General features: G+C 35.2%; 19 protein-coding genes. All 19 read left to right on the forward strand.

The features are described 5' to 3' along the window. A partial coding sequence (locus tag PHP06_07560; protein MDD3840419.1) for a tetratricopeptide repeat protein occupies window positions 1-1,290 on the forward strand: 1,290 nt, incomplete at its 5' end. A gap of 72 nt (window positions 1,291-1,362) precedes the next feature. Continuing rightward, complete coding sequence (locus tag PHP06_07565; GenBank protein ID MDD3840420.1) at window positions 1,363-1,713, forward strand: hypothetical protein; 351 nt, start codon at window positions 1,363-1,365, stop codon at window positions 1,711-1,713. Window positions 1,714-1,927: 214 nt separating this feature from the next. Continuing rightward, a complete protein-coding gene (locus tag PHP06_07570) occupies window positions 1,928-3,463 on the forward strand; it encodes a YifB family Mg chelatase-like AAA ATPase (GenBank protein ID MDD3840421.1) in 1,536 nt (511 codons plus the stop codon). Window positions 3,464-3,502: 39 nt separating this feature from the next. Further along, on the forward strand, window positions 3,503-4,588 hold the full coding sequence (dprA, locus tag PHP06_07575; GenBank protein MDD3840422.1) for a DNA-processing protein DprA: 1,086 nt from the start codon (window positions 3,503-3,505) through the stop codon (window positions 4,586-4,588). A 16-nt stretch (window positions 4,589-4,604) separates the two neighbouring features. Next, entirely contained in the window at window positions 4,605-6,674 is a 2,070-nt protein-coding gene (gene topA / locus PHP06_07580) for a type I DNA topoisomerase (protein MDD3840423.1), read from the forward strand. Window positions 6,675-6,687: 13 nt separating this feature from the next. Continuing rightward, the gene (trmFO, locus tag PHP06_07585; GenBank protein MDD3840424.1) at window positions 6,688-7,998 is read left to right on the forward strand and encodes a methylenetetrahydrofolate--tRNA-(uracil(54)-C(5))-methyltransferase (FADH(2)-oxidizing) TrmFO; all 1,311 of its coding nucleotides are present in this window, start codon (window positions 6,688-6,690) and stop codon (window positions 7,996-7,998) included. Window positions 7,999-8,077: 79 nt separating this feature from the next. Then, window positions 8,078-8,608, forward strand: coding sequence for an ATP-dependent protease subunit HslV (gene hslV / locus PHP06_07590; protein MDD3840425.1), 531 nt, complete (start codon window positions 8,078-8,080; stop codon window positions 8,606-8,608). A gap of 15 nt (window positions 8,609-8,623) precedes the next feature. After that, window positions 8,624-10,024 (forward strand): ATP-dependent protease ATPase subunit HslU, encoded by a 1,401-nt coding sequence (hslU, locus tag PHP06_07595; protein ID MDD3840426.1) that lies wholly within the window; start codon window positions 8,624-8,626, stop codon window positions 10,022-10,024. Window positions 10,025-10,037: 13 nt separating this feature from the next. Then, window positions 10,038-10,802 carry a GTP-sensing pleiotropic transcriptional regulator CodY gene (codY, locus tag PHP06_07600; GenBank protein ID MDD3840427.1) on the forward strand — a complete coding sequence of 255 codons (765 nt, stop codon included), beginning with the start codon at window positions 10,038-10,040 and terminating at the stop codon, window positions 10,800-10,802. Between the two features lie 208 nt (window positions 10,803-11,010). After that, complete coding sequence (flgB, locus tag PHP06_07605; GenBank protein MDD3840428.1) at window positions 11,011-11,406, forward strand: flagellar basal body rod protein FlgB; 396 nt, start codon at window positions 11,011-11,013, stop codon at window positions 11,404-11,406. A gap of 4 nt (window positions 11,407-11,410) precedes the next feature. Beyond that, window positions 11,411-11,851 carry a flagellar basal body rod protein FlgC gene (gene flgC, locus PHP06_07610; GenBank protein ID MDD3840429.1) on the forward strand — a complete coding sequence of 147 codons (441 nt, stop codon included), beginning with the start codon at window positions 11,411-11,413 and terminating at the stop codon, window positions 11,849-11,851. A 16-nt stretch (window positions 11,852-11,867) separates the two neighbouring features. Continuing rightward, window positions 11,868-12,164, forward strand: a complete 297-nt coding sequence (gene fliE / locus PHP06_07615; protein ID MDD3840430.1) for a flagellar hook-basal body complex protein FliE — start codon at window positions 11,868-11,870, stop codon at window positions 12,162-12,164. Window positions 12,165-12,196: 32 nt separating this feature from the next. Beyond that, on the forward strand, window positions 12,197-13,741 hold the full coding sequence (fliF, locus tag PHP06_07620; GenBank protein MDD3840431.1) for a flagellar basal-body MS-ring/collar protein FliF: 1,545 nt from the start codon (window positions 12,197-12,199) through the stop codon (window positions 13,739-13,741). A gap of 12 nt (window positions 13,742-13,753) precedes the next feature. Continuing rightward, complete coding sequence (fliG, locus tag PHP06_07625) at window positions 13,754-14,767, forward strand: flagellar motor switch protein FliG (GenBank protein MDD3840432.1); 1,014 nt, start codon at window positions 13,754-13,756, stop codon at window positions 14,765-14,767. After that, on the forward strand, window positions 14,760-15,491 hold the full coding sequence (locus PHP06_07630) for a FliH/SctL family protein (GenBank protein MDD3840433.1): 732 nt from the start codon (window positions 14,760-14,762) through the stop codon (window positions 15,489-15,491). The genes fliG and PHP06_07630 overlap by 8 nt, the downstream gene beginning before the upstream one ends. Before the next feature lie 6 nt (window positions 15,492-15,497). Next, window positions 15,498-16,814, forward strand: a complete 1,317-nt coding sequence (gene fliI / locus PHP06_07635; protein ID MDD3840434.1) for a flagellar protein export ATPase FliI — start codon at window positions 15,498-15,500, stop codon at window positions 16,812-16,814. A gap of 12 nt (window positions 16,815-16,826) precedes the next feature. Beyond that, window positions 16,827-17,282 carry a flagellar export protein FliJ gene (gene fliJ, locus PHP06_07640; protein MDD3840435.1) on the forward strand — a complete coding sequence of 152 codons (456 nt, stop codon included), beginning with the start codon at window positions 16,827-16,829 and terminating at the stop codon, window positions 17,280-17,282. Beyond that, complete coding sequence (locus tag PHP06_07645) at window positions 17,275-17,871, forward strand: hypothetical protein (GenBank protein MDD3840436.1); 597 nt, start codon at window positions 17,275-17,277, stop codon at window positions 17,869-17,871. The genes fliJ and PHP06_07645 overlap by 8 nt, the downstream gene beginning before the upstream one ends. Continuing rightward, the coding region (locus PHP06_07650) for a hypothetical protein (protein ID MDD3840437.1) at window positions 17,840-18,727 on the forward strand (888 nt) is incomplete at its 3' end. The genes PHP06_07645 and PHP06_07650, both read left to right, overlap by 32 nt.

Here is an 18,727-nt window from a genome sequence, read left to right on the forward strand (position 1 = left end):
GGACTGGAGCCCTTACGGATGCAAGGAGTAAGAAAAGGGACAAAGAGGTTTAATGAACTTCAGGCTACAGCCTCCAAATACTTGGATATGATCAGTGAGTCTAATAAAGCTAATCCATATTACAAGTTATATGAAAGATATTCTTATACGTGGGGTGAATTCTTCCAGCAAGATCCGCAAAAACCCCCATACCATTTGGACAATATATTCGCTAAGGGTTTTCGTCGAATTTACTATCAGAAATCATATTTCTATCGCCCAGGGAAATGGCTTGTTATACAGTTAAGAAAGAGCAAATCGGCGGAGAAGATGCGCCACTGGATAGAAGAAAGGATTCCTGAAGAAAGGATGGGTGAAAATGTACCCATTCCCAAAAGTACAATAATGAAGTGGAAGTTTGAGTATATAGAGAATAGATTGGATACCATTTGGGAAACAGACTATAGTGGAAAGAATAAGTTGGAAATAAAGAACAAGCAGTTGACAATGGATTATGTCATGAAGTACTTTAAGGAAATACTGGAATATAACCCCAATATGTTCCAAGGGGATAACGTATACTTATGGGAGAAAGCGGCCTTTATTTATGAAAATATGGGCGATCTAGCCGCTATGGAATTTTGTTTAAGAACCCAAGCAAAATTGCAGCCCGGCAGTTCAGAGGCTTATTTAAACTTGGGTGCTTTCTATTATGGAAGGGGTTATCACCAAAAAGCATTAAAAGCTTATCTGCAGGGACTGACAGTAAACCCTAGGGATGAATTTATTTACCATAACCTGGCTACACTGTTGTGGGATGAGGGAAACTATGAAATAGCGATAGGCTATATTGATCAAGCTATCAAAGCTAACCCTGAACGTATGTTAAATTATAAGCTTAAAGGGGATCTATATTTTAATAGGATGCTCTATCAACAAGCTGTTTGTCAGTATAAAAAGGCATTGGATATGAACAAAGACTCTATGTCTAAAACCTTCTATTGTGAATGCTATTGTAACTTATCTATCGCCCTTGGAATGATGCAAAAAAAGCAAGAAGCCCTAGAAATTTTGAAAAAAGGACTTAGTGAATATCCTAAAGATATTAACATACTCATGAGTCTCTCCAATCTTTTTATAAAGAATTTTAAGAATTATAAGAAGGGAATATATTATGCAAATAAGGTTATAGAGATACAACCTGAAAACAAATATGCCTATAAGAATTTAGTTAAATGCTATAGCGAGTTGGGTATGCGAGACAGGACAATATGGGTTAAAAAGAAATTTGAACAGATTGAGAGGCGATAAAGCATAAAACAGGGCAACTACATAGGAACAAATGTGCTGATTAATCGCCTAACAAATTGAGGAGGGATTCAAATGACAAACAGATATTCTTTTTTAATTGTATGTATAGTAATTGCGTTTGTTATATTAGTGGGCTGCAGCAGTCTAGGGAAAAAAGACCGGACTTCATTTAATGCAGTAGTGCTTGATATAAACCAATCTTATTTGTTGGTACAACCGGTGAAAGGATCATCTGAATTAAATTCTGCTGATCAAATTACTATATCGGTAAGCGATGCAGCCTTGTCAGATTTCCGAGATAAAGAGATAATCATAGATGATATTGCAATAGGCGATAATATACAGATTGTTTATGATGGTCAAATCGCTGAAAGCTATCCTGCCCAAATCCATAAATGTTATAGCATTAAATTATTGAAATAAATTTTTAAATATGTTTTATGAGTTTGTTTTTACATTATATGAAATAAAATTAATAGAGTTTATTTTTAAAGAAAGATGGTAAATCCTGCTTTTTTATATGAAAAGCAGGATTTATTAAATTGGTATAGAATTTAGTGATATATGAAATTTGTGGACACATAAAAATAATATGGTAAAATAAATATGATAATTTTGGGAGAAAAAGGTGCTTATTATGATTTCCAAGGTAAAGAGCTGTGCTTTGATAGGTTTAAACGGGCATATAGTTGAGGTTGAGACTGATATATCCAGTGGATTGCCTTGCTTTGATATTGTGGGGTTGCCGGATACTTCTGTAAGAGAGTCAAAAGAAAGAGTCAGGGCTGCTATAAAAAACTCTAATTTTCAATTTCCGATAAGGAGGATAACTGTTAATCTTGCCCCTGCCGATATAAGAAAAGAAGGCTCAAATTACGATTTACCTATTGCTATTAGCATATTGAATTGTATGGGAATTTTGGGTGATGTTAATATTAGAGATTTTGTAATATTAGGTGAATTATCATTGGATGGCCATATAAGGGCTATAAAAGGTGCCCTTCCTATGGCTATTTCTATAAAACAACTGGGGTACAATGATATCATTGTACCAGCAGGCAATGCTGGTGAGTTATCTTTGTTGGAGGGGTTGAATATTTATCCTGTGGATACATTGATTGATGTAGTAGAATTTTTGACAGGCACCAAACGAATAGCTAAAATAAGTTGTGACCGCCTTAACTTAAAACATAGAGTTAATACTGACGATGATTTCTCCGATGTAAAAGGGCAACAGTTTGTCAAGAGGGGGTTGGAAATTGGTGCAGCCGGCTCACATAACATAATTATGATAGGCCCTCCAGGTTCCGGTAAGACTATGTTAGCTAGGAGGATACCAACAATTTTACCGGATATGACTTTTGATGAAGCTATGGAAGTGACCAAGATACATAGTATAGCAGGTAAATTGAATAAAGCATCCATAATAACAATCAGGCCATTTAGAACACCCCATCACACGATATCAAATTCATCACTTGTAGGTGGAGGAGTGATTCCCGGTCCAGGAGAGGTAAGTTTGGCACATAGAGGTGTGCTATTTTTGGATGAAATACCTGAGTTCAAAAGAGATGCCTTGGAAGTGTTGAGGCAACCTTTGGAGGATGGAAAAGTGACAATTGCAAGGGTAAATGCTACAGTAACCTTTCCTGCCGAGTTCATGCTTGTAGCAAGCATGAATCCATGTCCGTGCGGGTATTTTGGGGATTTAAAGCGGGAGTGCCGATGTACACCCAATCAGATAAGAAGGTACCTAGGTAAAATATCAGGCCCTATGTTGGACAGGATAGATATTCAACTTGAGGTTCCTGCATTGGATTATCAAGACATGGTTTCAAAAGAGAAAAATGAAAGTTCAGCTCAGATTAAAGAAAGAGTGGACAAAGCTAGGGAAATACAACTAGATCGCTATAGAAAGGAAAAAATTTATTTTAATAGCCAGCTGAGCACAAAATTGATAAAGAAATACTGCATGATGGATAAAGACAGTAAAAAGCTTTTGGAAAATGCGTTTGAAAAATTAAAATTAAGCATGCGTGCTTATAACAAAATCATAAAAATAGCACGTACTGTCGCTGATATAGAAGGAGAAGAATGGATTAGAGAAAATCATATAGCCGAGGTTATTCAATATAGAACACTTGATAGAAAGTACTGGACAGGCAAGCTATGATCTGATTTTTGAGCAATATTTTCAAAGAGGAGGACAAAGTTGGATAGTAAAAAATATTTAATCTGGCTTTATAGTGTGCCTGGGTTAGGACTTTATAGAACAAGGAAACTTTTAGAGTATTTTGGAGATGCTGAACAGGTATGGAAGGCTGATGCAGACCAACTGCTCAATGTAAATTCTATAGGTCCTAAGACAGTTGAACAGATACTAAAATATAGGGATAAAAGAAAGTTCAACCAATACATGATGGCATTGGAAAGATTAGGTGTAAATGTCCTAACAAAAGACAGTAAAAGTTATCCTGAAAATTTAAAGAACATCACTGATTCGCCGGAACTGTTGTATGTTAGAGGGGCATTTGGGGAAAATGATGATAAAGCTATTGCTATAGTCGGCTCGCGAAATGCGACTTATTATGGCATAAAGATGGCTAAAAGATTTTCCTATGAACTGGCAAAGATGGGTATAACAATAGTAAGTGGAATGGCAAGAGGGATAGATACTTTTGCTCATCAAGGAGCTTTAGATGCGGGAGGACGAACAATAGCTGTGTTAGGTTCAGGGATAGATGTTGTATACCCCCCTGAAAATGAAAAATTGTATAATAATATAATTAGAAATGGTGTAGTCATGTCTGAATTTGCTTTAGGCATGGTGCCAAAGTCCGGAAATTTTCCGGTGAGAAATAGACTTATAAGCGGTTTATCATTAGGAGTCCTTGTTATAGAAGCTAGCTCAAGGAGTGGGACCTTGATAACTGTAGATTATGCCCTTGAACAGGGAAGAGAAGTGTTTGCAATACCCGGCAATATAAATAGTGGATTGAGTGAAGGTACAAACAAGATGATACAGGAGGGAGCAAAGTTAGTTTATACAGTGGAAGATATACTTGAAGAAATACATATTAACTTTGTTTCAAAACAAGATAATGACAAAAAATTTGAGGAGCTATCTGGGAAAGAACAAAAAGCTATTTATAATTGTATAAAAAATCAGCCTATGCATATAAATGAGATAATAAAGATAACCGGCTTACCTGTAAAAATAGTGAGTTCTACCTTGATAAACATGGAGTTAAATGGTATCATAATTCAATTGCCGGGGAAATTTTTTAAGGCTAACTAAAAATGGAGGGGTAAAATTGGGAAAGAAACTTTTAATTGTAGAGTCACCTACAAAATCTAAAACAATAGGAAAGTTTTTAGGAAGAAACTATAAAGTAGTAGCTTCTATGGGACATGTGATAGATCTTCCTAAAAGTAGATTAGGGGTTAATATAGAAGATGGGTTCGTTCCCAAATATATAACGATTCGTGGAAAAGGAGATATAGTAAAAAAGCTAAAGACAGAGGCAAAAAAATCAGAAAAAATATATTTAGCAACAGACCCTGATAGAGAAGGGGAAGCTATATCTTGGCATATAGCTAATGTGCTTGATATTGATAAAAACGAGCCATGCAGGATTGAATTTAACGAAATAACTAAAAACGCCGTAAAAGATGCAATAAAGAATCCTCGCAAAATAGACCAAAACCTTGTTGATGCACAGCAAGCTAGACGTATTTTAGATAGAATAGTGGGGTATAAGATAAGTCCTCTTTTATGGAGAAAGGTAAAGAAAGGGTTGAGTGCAGGTAGGGTACAGTCAGTAGCTATAAGAATAATATGTGATAGGGAAGAAGAAATTGGAAGGTTCAAACCTGAAGAATATTGGACTCTTGCTGCGATTTTATATGATAATGATATTAAAGCTGAATTTGAAACGGAGTTTTATGGCAATAAAAAAGGAAAGATAAAACTGAATACTAAAGAGGATGTAGATAGGATAAAGAAAGAAATTGAAAATGGTGTTTTCGAAGTAATTTATAAAAGCAAAAAGGAAAAGAAACGGTATCCAACACCCCCGTTCACAACCAGCAGGCTACAACAGGAAGCTTCCAACAAGTTGGGTTTTAGCACTAAAAAGACAATGTTAATTGCCCAGCAATTGTATGAGGGAATAGATATAAAAGGAGAGGGAACGGTAGGTTTGGTTACATATATAAGGACCGACTCAGTCAGAGTTTCCAACGAGGCCAGAAAACAAGCCAAGGAATATATTTTAGAGCAGTACGGAAGCAAATACTATCCGGACAAACCTAATATGTATAAGAGCAAAAAAGGTACCCAGGATGCTCATGAAGCCATAAGACCTACATCAGCCTTTAGGGCTCCTGATGATATAAAAAACTCTCTTACAAAAGACCAGTACAAATTGTACAAACTTATATTTAATAAATTTATATCTAGCCAGATGGAATATGCTATATATGATACAGTGACTATTAAAATTAGTTGCAACGATTATATCTTTAAGGCAACAGGCTCTACACTGAAATTTCCGGGGTTCTTGACTGTTTATACTGACGGTGAAGAGAAAGACGAAAATATTTTACCTGATATAAACAAAGGTGATGATCTATCTTTATTAAAATTGAATGATAAACAGCATTTTACCAAGCCGCCGGCAAGATATACAGAGGCATCTTTAGTTCAAACTTTAGAGGAAAAGGGCATAGGTAGGCCTAGCACGTATTCGCCGATAATAAATACTATTTTAACAAGAGGATATGTAGAACGGGAGGAAAGATATCTAAAACCAACAGAGCTGGGTACTATCGTCAATGATATTATGAAGGAATACTTCAAAGATATTGTAGATGTTCAATTTACGGCAAATATGGAGCAAGATTTAGACTTTATTGAAGAAGGTCAAAAAAACTGGAATGAAGTATTAGAGGAATTTTATCAGCCTTTTAGCGATTCTTTAAAGAATGCAGAAGAACAGATGGAGAAAATAGAGATAAAAGAAGAGGTTTCCAAAGAAAAATGTGAAAAATGCGGTAAAAATTTAGTTGTAAAACAAGGGAGATACGGGAAATTCTTAGCCTGCCCGGGTTTTCCTGAATGCAGATTTACGAAGCCTTTGGTGCAGGAACTAAATGTAAAATGTCCTAAATGTGGTTCTAATGTGGTAGTTAAAAAGACAAAAAAGGGTAGAAGATTTTATGGATGTAAAAATTATCCGGATTGCGATTTTGTATCTTGGAATGAACCAGTAGAAAAAAAGTGTCCAGAATGTGGAGGAATGATGGTGAAGAACAAAAGCAGGAAAAGCAAGGGCAAACTTAAATGTACAAATGATGATTGTGGATACACAGAAAAATTATAATGAAGGTGAATCAATGGAAAAACGAGTACTAATAATCGGAGCCGGTTTAGCCGGGTCAGAAGCTGCATGGCAGCTCGCGAAAAGAGGGGTAGATGTTACTCTTGTTGAAATGCGGGGGATCAAGACTACTCCTGCACATAAGACAGATTTGTTTTCTGAACTTGTTTGCAGCAATTCATTGGGTTCAGATAGGCTGGAAAATGCTTCAGGATTATTAAAAGATGAGATGAGGATGCTAGACTCGATAATCTTAAAAGCTGCGGATTCAAACAGAATCCCGGCAGGTGATGCATTGGCGGTGGATAGGACGAATTTTTCAAGACAAATCACAGATATTTTGTCAAACAATAATAATATAAGCATAACAAATAAAGAGATGCGCCAAATACCTGAAGATGAAAATGTAATAATTGCTACAGGACCTTTAACATCAGATTCATTAGTGGATAACATAATTGAGCTTACTGGGGAAAAATGCCTCTATTTTTTTGATGCTGCTGCTCCAGTTATTACAAGGGATTCTATTGATTTTGAGAAGGCATTTTGGGGATCGAGATATAATAGGGGCGATGATTATATCAATTGTCCAATGAATGAAAAAGAGTATGAAAAATTTTGGACTGAGCTGGTAAATGCAGAAACAGCAAAATTAAGAGATTTTGAGAAACCTTCAGTGTTTGAAGGCTGTATGCCGGTGGAAGTAATGGCTAAAAGAGGCGATAAAACATTGTTGTTTGGCCCGCTAAAGCCTGTGGGTTTTGAATATCGCTTTAAGGATGATAAACCACCACACGCTATAGTACAACTCAGGCGAGATAATATAGAAGGCACTCTTTTTAATATGGTAGGTTTTCAGACAAATCTAAAATGGGGTGAGCAAAAGAGAGTGTTCCGTTTGATACCGGGGTTAGAGAATGCTGAATTTGTTAGATATGGGGTTATGCATAGGAACACATTTATAGATTCTCCCCGTTTACTTAAACCTACAATGCAGATGAAGACAGACGATAATATATTTTTTGCAGGCCAGCTGACAGGGGTGGAAGGGTATGTAGAATCTGCTGCAAGTGGTTTAGTTGCCGGGATAAATATGTATCGATTTATACATCATAAGGCTCCTATAATATTTCCAAAAGAGACTGGAATAGGTGCCCTTTGTGGATATATTACTGATCCACATTTGCTTGATTTTCAGCCTATGAATATTAACTTTGGGATACTTCCCAGTCCAAATAAAAAGATAAGGGATAAAAAAAATAGGCGTATACAGGTTTCACGTAATTCATTGTTTGTATTGAGTGAATTTATCAATCAATTGGATTAAATTATTGATTAAAAAAAACATATATGATAATATTGATATGTTCTGTATCGCACATATATTAACTGGAGGTACTATTTCGATGTTTAGAGGTACTACTATTGTAGCTGTCCGTAAAGGACAGAATGTAGTTGTGGCAGGAGATGGACAGGTCACTTTTGGGCAAAATACCATACTAAAGCATGGCGCAAAAAAGGTAAGGAAAGTATATAATAATCGTGTGATAGTAGGCTTTGCAGGTTCAGTTGCAGATGCCTTTACTTTATCTGAAAAGTTCGAAGCTAAATTAGAAGAAAGCGGGGGCAATTTGAGGCGGGCAGCAGTGAATTTAGCACAGGAATGGAGAGCGGATAAGGTATTAAGAAAGTTAGAAGCGTTATTGATAGCTGCGGACAAGGAGGATATGTTGCTCATATCAGGGAATGGAGAAGTTATACAGCCGGATGATGATATTATAGCAGTTGGATCGGGAGGATCATATGCCCTTGCAGCTGCAAAAGCATTGTTAGGGAATACACAACTGAGCGCAGAGCAAATAGCTCGAAAATCTTTGCTTATAGCTGCTTCAATATGCGTTTATACAAATGACAATATAACATTAGAGAAGCTTTAGAGAGGAGGATGGTTTGTGGATGAATTGACTCCAAAACAGATTGTAAGTGAGTTGAATAGATACATAATCGGTCAGGAAGAAGCTAAAAAAGCTGTTGCAATTGCATTGAGAAACAGATATAGAAGAAGCAGATTAGAGAAAAAGTTACAGGAAGAAATTACTCCCAAAAATATAGTTATGATAGGCCCAACGGGTGTAGGGAAAACAGAAATTGCCAGAAGATTAGCTAAATTAGTTAAAGCACCGTTTATAAAAGTCGAGGCTACGAAATTCACGGAAGTGGGTTATGTGGGTAGAGATGTTGAGTCCATGATCAGAGATTTGGTAGAAGAATCTATAAGGATGCAGAAAAATGAAAAGATGAAAACTGTTATGAGCAAAGCCCAAGAGTTAGCCTTGCAAAGGATAGCCAATATATTGCTACCGTATTCTAGAAGAAAAAAGAATGTGAATAATCCTCTGGAAGCGTTGTTTGGGACTATAGATTATGAAAACGATGAACAGGGAAATTATGACAGTCAGGAGAAAGGGGAAATAAAAGAGAGAAGGATACAATTAAAAAAGAAGCTTGCTACAGAAGAACTTGATAGTGAATATATTGAAATAGAAGTGGAAGATACGCTGGGGACCAGCATTGATTTTTTTTCTAACATGGGTAATGATGAGATAAACATAAATATGCAAGATGTTTTTGGGAACTTATTTCCTAAAAAGAAAAAAAAGAGAAGAGTTACAATAAAAGAAGCTAAAAAGATATTAGCCCAACAAGAAGCGCAAAAGTTAATAGATATGGATGAAGTTAATGCTGAAGCAATAGATAAGGCTGAACAACATGGCATAATCTTTCTGGATGAAATTGATAAGATTGCAGGTAAAGATTATAGTGGCGGACCTGATGTTTCAAGAGAAGGGGTTCAAAGAGATATATTACCTATAGTGGAAGGAAGCACAGTGATGACAAAATATGGTCCTGTAAAAACCGATCATATATTGTTTATAGCTGCTGGTGCTTTTCATGTAGCTAAAATAAGCGATTTGATACCAGAATTACAAGGTAGATTTCCAATAAGAGTCAAGCTGAATAGCTTGAATAAAGAACATTTTAAACAGATACTCACAAAGACGGAAAATGCAGTCACCAAACAATATATAGCATTGATGAATACCGAAGGTGTAAACATTGAATTTACAGAAGATTCAATAGATGAAATAGCAAATATAGCTTATATACAAAACGAACAAATGGAGGATATTGGAGCCAGAAGACTATATACCGTATTTGAAAAGCTTTTGCAGGATATATCCTTTGATGCACCTGATATTGAACAAAAGGACATAACAATTGATAGGGATTATGTAGTTGGAAGATTTAAAGATGATATTTCCAACAGAGATATAGAAAGATATATAATATAAAGGAGTGTAGGATATGGCAAGGACATTGCTAGAAAAGACTAGAAGGTTGAACAAGGTTTTGCAAAAAGCAGGAAGTAAACCTGTTGTTTTTGCTGATCTATGTAATATTTTAAGTGAAGAGCTGGACTCAAATGTATATATAGCCAGTAAAAATGGGGAAATTTTAGGACATTCCGCTCTTTTTCCCCAAGAGATATTTATACAAGATAACGTGATACCAAAGAGATTTAATAAATATCTATTAAATATTGAACAAACCGAGGCAAATATTACACAAGATAAAATCTTTATCTTTAATCGAGAAGAAGATTTAGAATTTTCCGATAGCATTATGACTGTTACGCCAATAAATGGTGGCAGTGAAAGATTGGGTACTTTGCTTTTTATGAAAGATAAAGGGGAATATGACCAAGATGACTTGGTTTTAGCTGAATATAGTGCCACTGTAGTTGGCATGGAGATTATCAGGACAAAGAATGATGAAATAGAAGAAAATGCAAGGAAAAAAGCAGTTGTACAGCTAGCTATTGGTACTTTATCTTATTCTGAATTAGAGGCAGTAGAATATATCTTCAAAGAATTAGATGGTATGGAAGGTCTATTAGTTGCTAGTAAAATAGCAGATAGAGTAGGAATAACAAGATCTGTAATAGTCAATGCATTAAGGAAGTTTGAAAGTGCAGGCGTTATTGAATCAAGATCCCTTGGAATGAAAGGCACATTTATACGTATATTAAATGACAGATTATTAGAAGAACTGGAGAAAATAAAGAGTTAAGAAAACTTAGCTCTTTATTTTTTTGTGCAAAATAGGACCAAAGTCCTACAATAAAGAATAATTGATAATAAAGTAGCATGTACACATTACAAAAATTTACATAAAATATTAAGTATGGATGAGAATAATGTAAAAAAACAAAAAAAAATGTCAACAATAATGAAACTCAACCGTATAGCTTATAGATCATGTTGGGAGGAATAAACCTATGAATGTTTTTGGCAATATTAATTCAATGGAAAAAGCTATGGACGTTTTATCGATGAGAAACCAGATAATTAATAATAATATTGCTAACGTTGATACGCCAGGGTTCAAGAGATCAGGAGTTGTTTTTGAGGAGCTGTTAGATGAAAACATAATGAAATTGAAAGGTAAAGTCACTAGAGACCAACATATACCTATAGGGAAAAAGGGATTAGATCAAATTCAACCTATAATTAATAAGCAGAATAAAACAAGGATGAGGATGGATGGAAACAATGTAGATATCGATTATGAGATGGCCGAACTGGCAAAAAACACTCTGCAATATAATTCGGTTTCTACTCAAATATCAAGACAGCTCAGAAAAATAAAAACTGCGATTACAGGAGGTAGATGATAAAATGGGTTATCTTGATTCTTTAGATATAAGTGCTAGCGGCTTAACTGCACAGAGGTTAAGGATGGATGTGATATCTAAAAATATCGCTAATATGAATACCACACGAACTGAAACTGGAGATCCTTACAGAAGAAAGACTGTTGTTTTCGCAGAGCAGAAAGACTCTGATTCATTCAAAAATGTATTAGGTAATGCGGTGGACAAAGCAGGGGGAGGGGTAAAGGTGACTGGAATCATAGAAGATACTAGTCCTTATAAAAGAGTATATAACCCTGAACATCCCGATGCTGACCAGGAAGGATATGTAAACATGCCCAATATAAATATAATAGAAGAAATGGTAAATATGATCTCTGCCACTAGATCATACGAAGCCAATATTACTTGTTTTAATTCATCAAAAAGCATGTTAATTCGTGCACTGGACATTGGAAAACTATAGAGAGGTGTTATGATTTATGAGGATTAGCGATCTACAACAGATTAATAATTTTGGTCAAACAAATAGTCTTACATCTAACAAAGCGGAAAACAAGAAAAGTTTTTCTGAAACATTAAAAAATGCAATTTATAAAGTGGATAGCCTTCAAAAACAAGCGGATAAATCAAATGACATGCTCGTTGCAAAACAGCCTGAAAATCTTCACAATGTTGTTATTGATGCTGAAAAAGCCGATATTGCTCTTCAATTGACGCTTCAGATAAGGAATAAAATGGTGGAGGCTTATCAGGAGATAATGAGAATGCAAATTTAGTTTGACTCCTGTCAAGAAATGAGGTGTATTTGGTGCGTGAAACTATAACTAGAATAAAAAAACAACTGGACGATTTCTGGCAGGGTTTAAACAAATCCCAAAAAATACGCTTTATTATAATAGTATCTGCTGTGATATTAGGATTATTAGTAATGGGTATTGTATTCTCCAGAGATGCTTATGATGTTCTATATTCGGGTTTGGATACTGAAAGCGCTGCAGAAATAACTTCTAAATTGGATGAGTTAGATATTCCATGGAAATCAGAGCTGAATAATACAACAATAAAAGTGCCTAAAAACATGGTAGATAAGGCTAGGATGCAGTTAGTATCAGAAGGAATTCCTAAACAGCCTTTAACTTTTCAAGAATATATGAAAGAGATAAAAATCGGAACAACTGATCAAGAAAGACAAAAGCTTTTTGTTGACTACATAAGGCGTGACCTTGCCAATTCAATAAAAACGTTAGACAATGTAGAAGATGCAATAGTTTATATAGGAATGCCTGAAGAAGATAATTTTGTGATAAAAGACAACAACCATCCTGTAACTGCATCTGTGATATTAAAGATTAGAAGAGGCGCACAATTAGAGCCTCAAAATGTGAAAGCTGTGGAAAGTTTAGTGGCTAATAGCATTGAGGGTTTAAAACCTGAAAATGTTACTATTATTGACAATAATGCTAATATACTAAGTTCAGACATAGACGATCAACAAGAGCTTGTGAACAATCAGATAGAACTAAAAAATAAGTTTGAGCAAATGATAAACCAAAGAATAAAAGATCTTTTAGAGCCAGTATTTGGATACAATAAAATTGTGGCTGCTTCAAATGTGGTACTTGATTTTGATAAAAAAGTATCTGAAACAGTTAAGTTCGAACCGGTGATTGATGATGAAGGAATAGTTGTGAGTGTAGAAAAATTAAAAGAAAAGATGCAAAATCCTGACGGAGGAGGAGTACCCGGGATAGATAGTAATGATGGGGCTGCTCAATATGTGCAACCAGATGAGGGAGATTCATCCTATGAGAAAAAGAACGAAATCAAGAACTATGAGGTCAATCAGATAAAAGAACAGATTGAACAGGCTCAGGGTCAGATCAAGGATTTATCCATATCCGTAATCATAGATAGTAGTGATGTAGATCAAACCGCATTGAGCGGTACTGGATTAGAGGAAGTAAGGACCCTTGTCGCTTCTGCTGTAGGTATAGATCCATCATTTGTCAATGTGCAGAATATGCCATTTTCAAAGAAGGGACTAAAAGATGATATAAACGAGGCGTTTAGCGCTGCTGAACAATTAAAAAAGAAACAAAGATTGACCAATATTATTATCGTTTCAGCTGTAGCTGTAATAATAATATTGTTAGTGGTTTTTGCTAGAAGGAATGCACGTAAAAGCATGCAGGAATTAGAAACTCAACAGGAAACTGCAGCTGTAGTTGATGAAACTGAAGAATTGTTTCAAGATGATGAACAAAGCAAAAAGAGAAATCAAATAGAAAAGCTTATAAGACAAAAACCTGAGGAAGTGGCGGGATTGATCAGGACATGGTTGAATGAAGATTAGGAGAGTGAAAAAATGTCATTAAGAAATCGGGGGCTAAACGGCAGACAAAAAGCTGCCGCATTGTTGATTTCTCTAGGCCCGGAACAATCTGCACAAATATTTAAGTATTTGAACGAAGATGAGATAGAGCAATTAACTTTAGAAATAGCAAATATGCAAAAAGTGGACTCAGAATCAAAAAAAAAGGTGGAGGATGAATTCTATCAATTATGTCTTGCAAACGAATATATTTCAGAGGGTGGTATATCATATGCTAAAGATATATTGGAAAGAGCCCTTGGTAGCCAAAAAGCTTTGGATATCATTAATAGACTCACTTCATCATTACAGGTAAGGCCTTTTGACTTTGTAAGAAAGACAGATCCACAACAATTATTGAACTTCATACAAGGAGAGCATCCACAGACAATAGCTTTAATCCTTGCTTATCTAAATGCCGATAAGGCTGCAACTGTTTTATCTGCTTTACCTCAAAAGGTTCAGGTAGATGTAGCTAGGAGAATAGCGTTGATGGATAGAACTTCCCCAGAGGTAATTAAGCAGGTAGAACAGATACTGGAGAGGAAATTATCATCAATGGCAAGCGATGATTTCACTGTTGCTGGGGGTATTCAATCTGTGGTAGATATTTTAAACTCAGTTGATAGAGGCACCGAAAAGAACATAATAGAGTCTCTAGATATAACAGATACTGAGCTTGCAAGTGAAATCAAAAAACGAATGTTTATTTTTGAAGATATTGTCCTGCTAGATAACAGGTCTATACAGAGATTTTTAAGGGAGATCGACAATAGCGATCTTGCGGTTGCTCTCAAGGGTTCAAGTGAAGAAGTTAAAGAAGCAATATTCTCTAACATGTCAAAAAGATTAACTGAAATGATAAAGGAAGATATGGAATTCATGGGGCCAGTTAGGTTGAGCGATGTAGAAGAATCCCAACAGAAAATTGTGAATGTAATACGGAGTTTGGAAGAAGCAGGAGAGATAATAATTTCAAGAGGTGGAGGGGATGAAATAATTGTCTAGAATACTAAAATCAGAAACTATTTATTTAGATATAAATAACCCCAACAGCATAAATGAACAGGAAAATATACCACAACGACATTCTGAAACAGAAGAGACTTCTTCAGCAATACATATAAATGAGGCAAAAAAAAATATTATACAATTTACCCAGAGTAAAGCAAAAAATGTTTTAGATGAGGCGCAGCAAAAAGCTGAAAAAATAATTCAAGATGCACAAGAGAAAAGGGATAGTATATACCGAGAAGCACAAGAACAAGGGTATCAGCAAGGCTATATCAAGGGAGAACAACAAGGTGAAAAATTATATCAAGATAAGCTGGAAGAACTGGAGAAACAACGCAGCGATATGTATAAGCAAGTAGAAGATCAGGTTGTAGATTTAGCTGTTTCAATTGCAGAAAGAATGGTTAACCACGATATATATGTAAATAGAGACCGGATAATAAATCTCATAAGATGTGAATTAAATGATCTCAATTACAAGAATTACATAATATTGAGAACGAGTGAAGAAGACTATGATTATTTGAAGGATAGAAAAAATGATATTACTGTGTTGTTAGAACAACCTGACGTTTTGAAAATAAAGCCGGATACTGATATTCCACAAGGAAGTTTTATGCTTGAAACAGAGTACGGAATTATTGATAAGAGGATAAAAACCCAGATAGATATTATAAAAAAAGCATTTTTATCATTGAAACAGGAAACAAATGGGTGATATTCATTGAAAAACCAGATTATCCTAGATAAATATAATAATAAGGTAAAGAGTATTATGCTAAAAAAGCATATAGGAAAGGTGAATAAGGTTGTTGGGCTGACTATTGAATCAACTGGTCCCCCTGGTAAAATAGGGGAACTATGTCTTATATATGATAAATATGATGATGCCAGTATATATGCTGAAATCGTAGGATTTAAGGATGAGAAGATATTGCTCATGCCTTTTGCTGATATAACTGGAATATCCACAGGTAGTTTTGTTGAATCATGCAATAGTAGGTTAAAAATACCAGTGGGGATGAGTTTGAAGGGCAGAATAATGGATGGGTTAGGTAACTTTATCGACGATAAAGGTTGTTTGGATGATGTAGAAGATTATTATCCAGTTGAACAAAGTCCCCCCCAACCGTTAAAAAGAAAACGAATAACAGAACCGCTGAGCCTAGGCATTAAATCCATTGATGGATTGTTAACTTGTGGAAAAGGGCAGAGGTTGGGTATCTTTTCGGGCAGTGGAGTGGGAAAGAGTACTTTACTAGGGATGATTGCAAGGAATACAAAAGCAGACATAAATGTTATTGCCCTCATTGGGGAGCGTGGCAGGGAAGTAAAAGAATTTTTAGAAAGCGATCTAAAACAAGAAGGCTTGTCTAGATCGGTGGTAGTTGTAGCTACATCAGATCAACCTGCCCTGATAAGATTAAAGGGTGCCATGCTGGCTACCTCGATAGCCGAGTTTTTCAGGGATAAAGGTATGGATGTAATGCTGATGATGGATTCTTTGACCCGTTTTGCAATGGCTCAAAGGGAAGTGGGCCTGGCTATAGGTGAACCACCGGTAACAAGAGGATATACACCTTCTGTGTTCGGTATCTTACCAAAGCTGTTGGAAAGAAGCGGTCCTGGGGAAAAAGGCACTATAACAGGAATATATACTGTCTTGGTAGATGGTGATGATATGAATGAACCTATAACTGATGCAGTGAGGGGAATACTAGACGGGCATATAGTACTGAGCAGAAAATTGGCGGATTCAAGCCATTATCCGGCGATAGATATAATGCAAAGCATAAGTAGAATCATGCCGAACATATGCGAAAAAGAGCAATTAGAACTTGCTAATAAGATAAAAAAGATACTTGCTACATACAAAGATGCAGAAGATCTTATAAATATCGGTGCATATTCACGTGGGAGCAATCCGGATATTGATTATGCACTTAAAAAAATTGCACTTATAAATGACTTTTTAATTCAATCAGTTGAAGAAAAGGTAAGTTTTGACAAAACTATTCAAATGATGAAAGAAATTTTCTGAGGGATATAGACAATGACAAACAAATTTAAATTTGAAAAGGTGCTTAATTTAAAGCAAAAGCAGGAAGAACAGATAAAAATCCAATTAAAAAGGATCTATGATGAGCTAGAAGTCAACAAACAAAAACTGGAAGATATAAGACAAAAAAAGCGAGAACTGGAAGGATATCTAAAAGAACAGTTGGAAAAGGGCATAGATATTTCCGATCTGAAAATATTCGATAGCAGCCTGAATTCATATGCCGTGATATACAAAAACAAGAAAGAAGTCATCCGAAGAATAAACAGGCAAAGTGAAGAGTGTAAGGATGATTTGATCAAAAAGATGACAGAGAGAAAGATGTATGAGAAATTAAAAGATAAATTCAACGATGTTGTGGCAGAACAAGAAAAAAGAATCGAACAAAAGACGATAGATGAATTTGTTTCTTTTGCAAATAGTAAAAAGCGGAGAGATTGGTATGGATGAGGTTAAAAAGGAAAAAGATCGAAAAGGGATAGGATTTCTTATATTTGTCGCTATCATATTAGCTGTGTTAGTTACCTTTGCAGCTTTGTTTATTTTTGATATAGCTGGCTTTAGACATAGGATAAAGAGTTTGCCGACAAGTACACAGGATGCCGATAAACAAGCAAGTGACGAAGAAGAGCAAATGGATGAAATAAAAGAACAAAGAGAATTATTAGAACAGCAAAGAGAGGAATTGCAGCAAAAAAACAGTGAACTAGACCAAAGAGAAAATACTATTGCAGAAAAAGAAAAGCAAATAGAAGAAAAACTAAAAGAGCTGGAAGAATTGATTGGCGATGAGAAAAAGTTAAAAAAGTTAATCAAGCTCTATAATGAAATGGATGCAGCAAATGCAGCTGCTATATTAGAACAAATAGAAGAGCGAGGAATTGTAATCGAAATACTCAGTAATATCAAAAGTGATCAAGCAGCCGAAATATTATCTGAGATGGATGCAAATATAGCGGCTGATTTGACCATAGAAATGAATGAATGGGGAGGAGGTGAAGCGGTGAATGAAGACAGCCTCGATTTTGAAGTTGAGTGATTTAGGTAATGACAGTTCAAAGATTATAAAAAATGACATAAAGAATAAAGATGAGAATATATCCTTTGAAAGTGCATTAAGTGTATTTGACTTATTGCTTTACATTATTACAGGGGAGGAGTTAGAAAGCAATGATGTCAATAATCAAAATCATGGTAAAGTCAATCTTGAAGAAGGGAAGGACCTAGGAGTCGATTTAAACTTTTTTAGAAGTATTATGAGTAACATTGATAATGGAGAAATTCAAGTTTTAGCTAAATTGTTGGCTGATGATGGCTATGTTATCCAAAATAAATTTATTCAAGCTTTTGAAAATGAGTTGATTGAGCAAGATGGCGGTGATGCTATAAAGATAGAAGAGCTATTAGAAAGAATAGAAACCGATACAGATCATATACCATCATCTGATTTTGTTGTTGATAAACAGCAGAAATCTATAGATGTAGCATCAAGGATGCTAGAATTTAGCCAGGTCCTGCAAAACACAGATGATTCTCGAGTAAATAGAGAGGTAAAGTTTACGGCAAATACAGATACTCAAAGGCTGGAAGGACAGGCTAAATCAGAAAAGATAGAATTACCTACATCAAAATCTTATAATGAGGAATCAGACTTGAATGTAAAGATAGAACAAAACCGACAGAACAAAGCTAAACCATATGAAATCAATAATGAGGATTATGGTACATTAAAAAAAGACGAATATAACGAAAATCATGTACAAACAAAGAAAGATTTAATAGATATTATCAGCCAAAAACAAAATGACAAATTTAATAATAACCTTGTCATACAAGATACAAGTATATATACTCCTCTTGGTAAAATGGGAAATATACTTCAAGGTAATACATCT

The sequence above is a fragment of the Clostridia bacterium genome, from assembly GCA_028698525.1.
Classification (GTDB): Bacteria; Bacillota; Clostridia; order JAQVDB01; family JAQVDB01; genus JAQVDB01.

What these genes read in the sequence shown, in the direction of transcription:
- PHP06_07565 (MDD3840420.1), top strand. Translation starts at nt 1,363, where the DNA reads ATGACAAACAGATATTCTTTTTTAATTGTATGTATAGTAATTGCGTTT.
- PHP06_07570 (MDD3840421.1), top strand. Translation starts at nt 1,928, where the DNA reads ATGATTTCCAAGGTAAAGAGCTGTGCTTTGATAGGTTTAAACGGGCAT.
- trmFO (MDD3840424.1), top strand. Translation starts at nt 6,688, where the DNA reads ATGGAAAAACGAGTACTAATAATCGGAGCCGGTTTAGCCGGGTCAGAA.
- hslV (MDD3840425.1), top strand. Translation starts at nt 8,078, where the DNA reads ATGTTTAGAGGTACTACTATTGTAGCTGTCCGTAAAGGACAGAATGTA.
- codY (MDD3840427.1), top strand. Translation starts at nt 10,038, where the DNA reads ATGGCAAGGACATTGCTAGAAAAGACTAGAAGGTTGAACAAGGTTTTG.
- flgB (MDD3840428.1), top strand. Translation starts at nt 11,011, where the DNA reads ATGAATGTTTTTGGCAATATTAATTCAATGGAAAAAGCTATGGACGTT.
- flgC (MDD3840429.1), top strand. Translation starts at nt 11,411, where the DNA reads ATGGGTTATCTTGATTCTTTAGATATAAGTGCTAGCGGCTTAACTGCA.
- fliE (MDD3840430.1), top strand. Translation starts at nt 11,868, where the DNA reads ATGAGGATTAGCGATCTACAACAGATTAATAATTTTGGTCAAACAAAT.
- fliG (MDD3840432.1), top strand. Translation starts at nt 13,754, where the DNA reads ATGTCATTAAGAAATCGGGGGCTAAACGGCAGACAAAAAGCTGCCGCA.
- fliJ (MDD3840435.1), top strand. Translation starts at nt 16,827, where the DNA reads ATGACAAACAAATTTAAATTTGAAAAGGTGCTTAATTTAAAGCAAAAG.
- PHP06_07645 (MDD3840436.1), top strand. Translation starts at nt 17,275, where the DNA reads ATGGATGAGGTTAAAAAGGAAAAAGATCGAAAAGGGATAGGATTTCTT.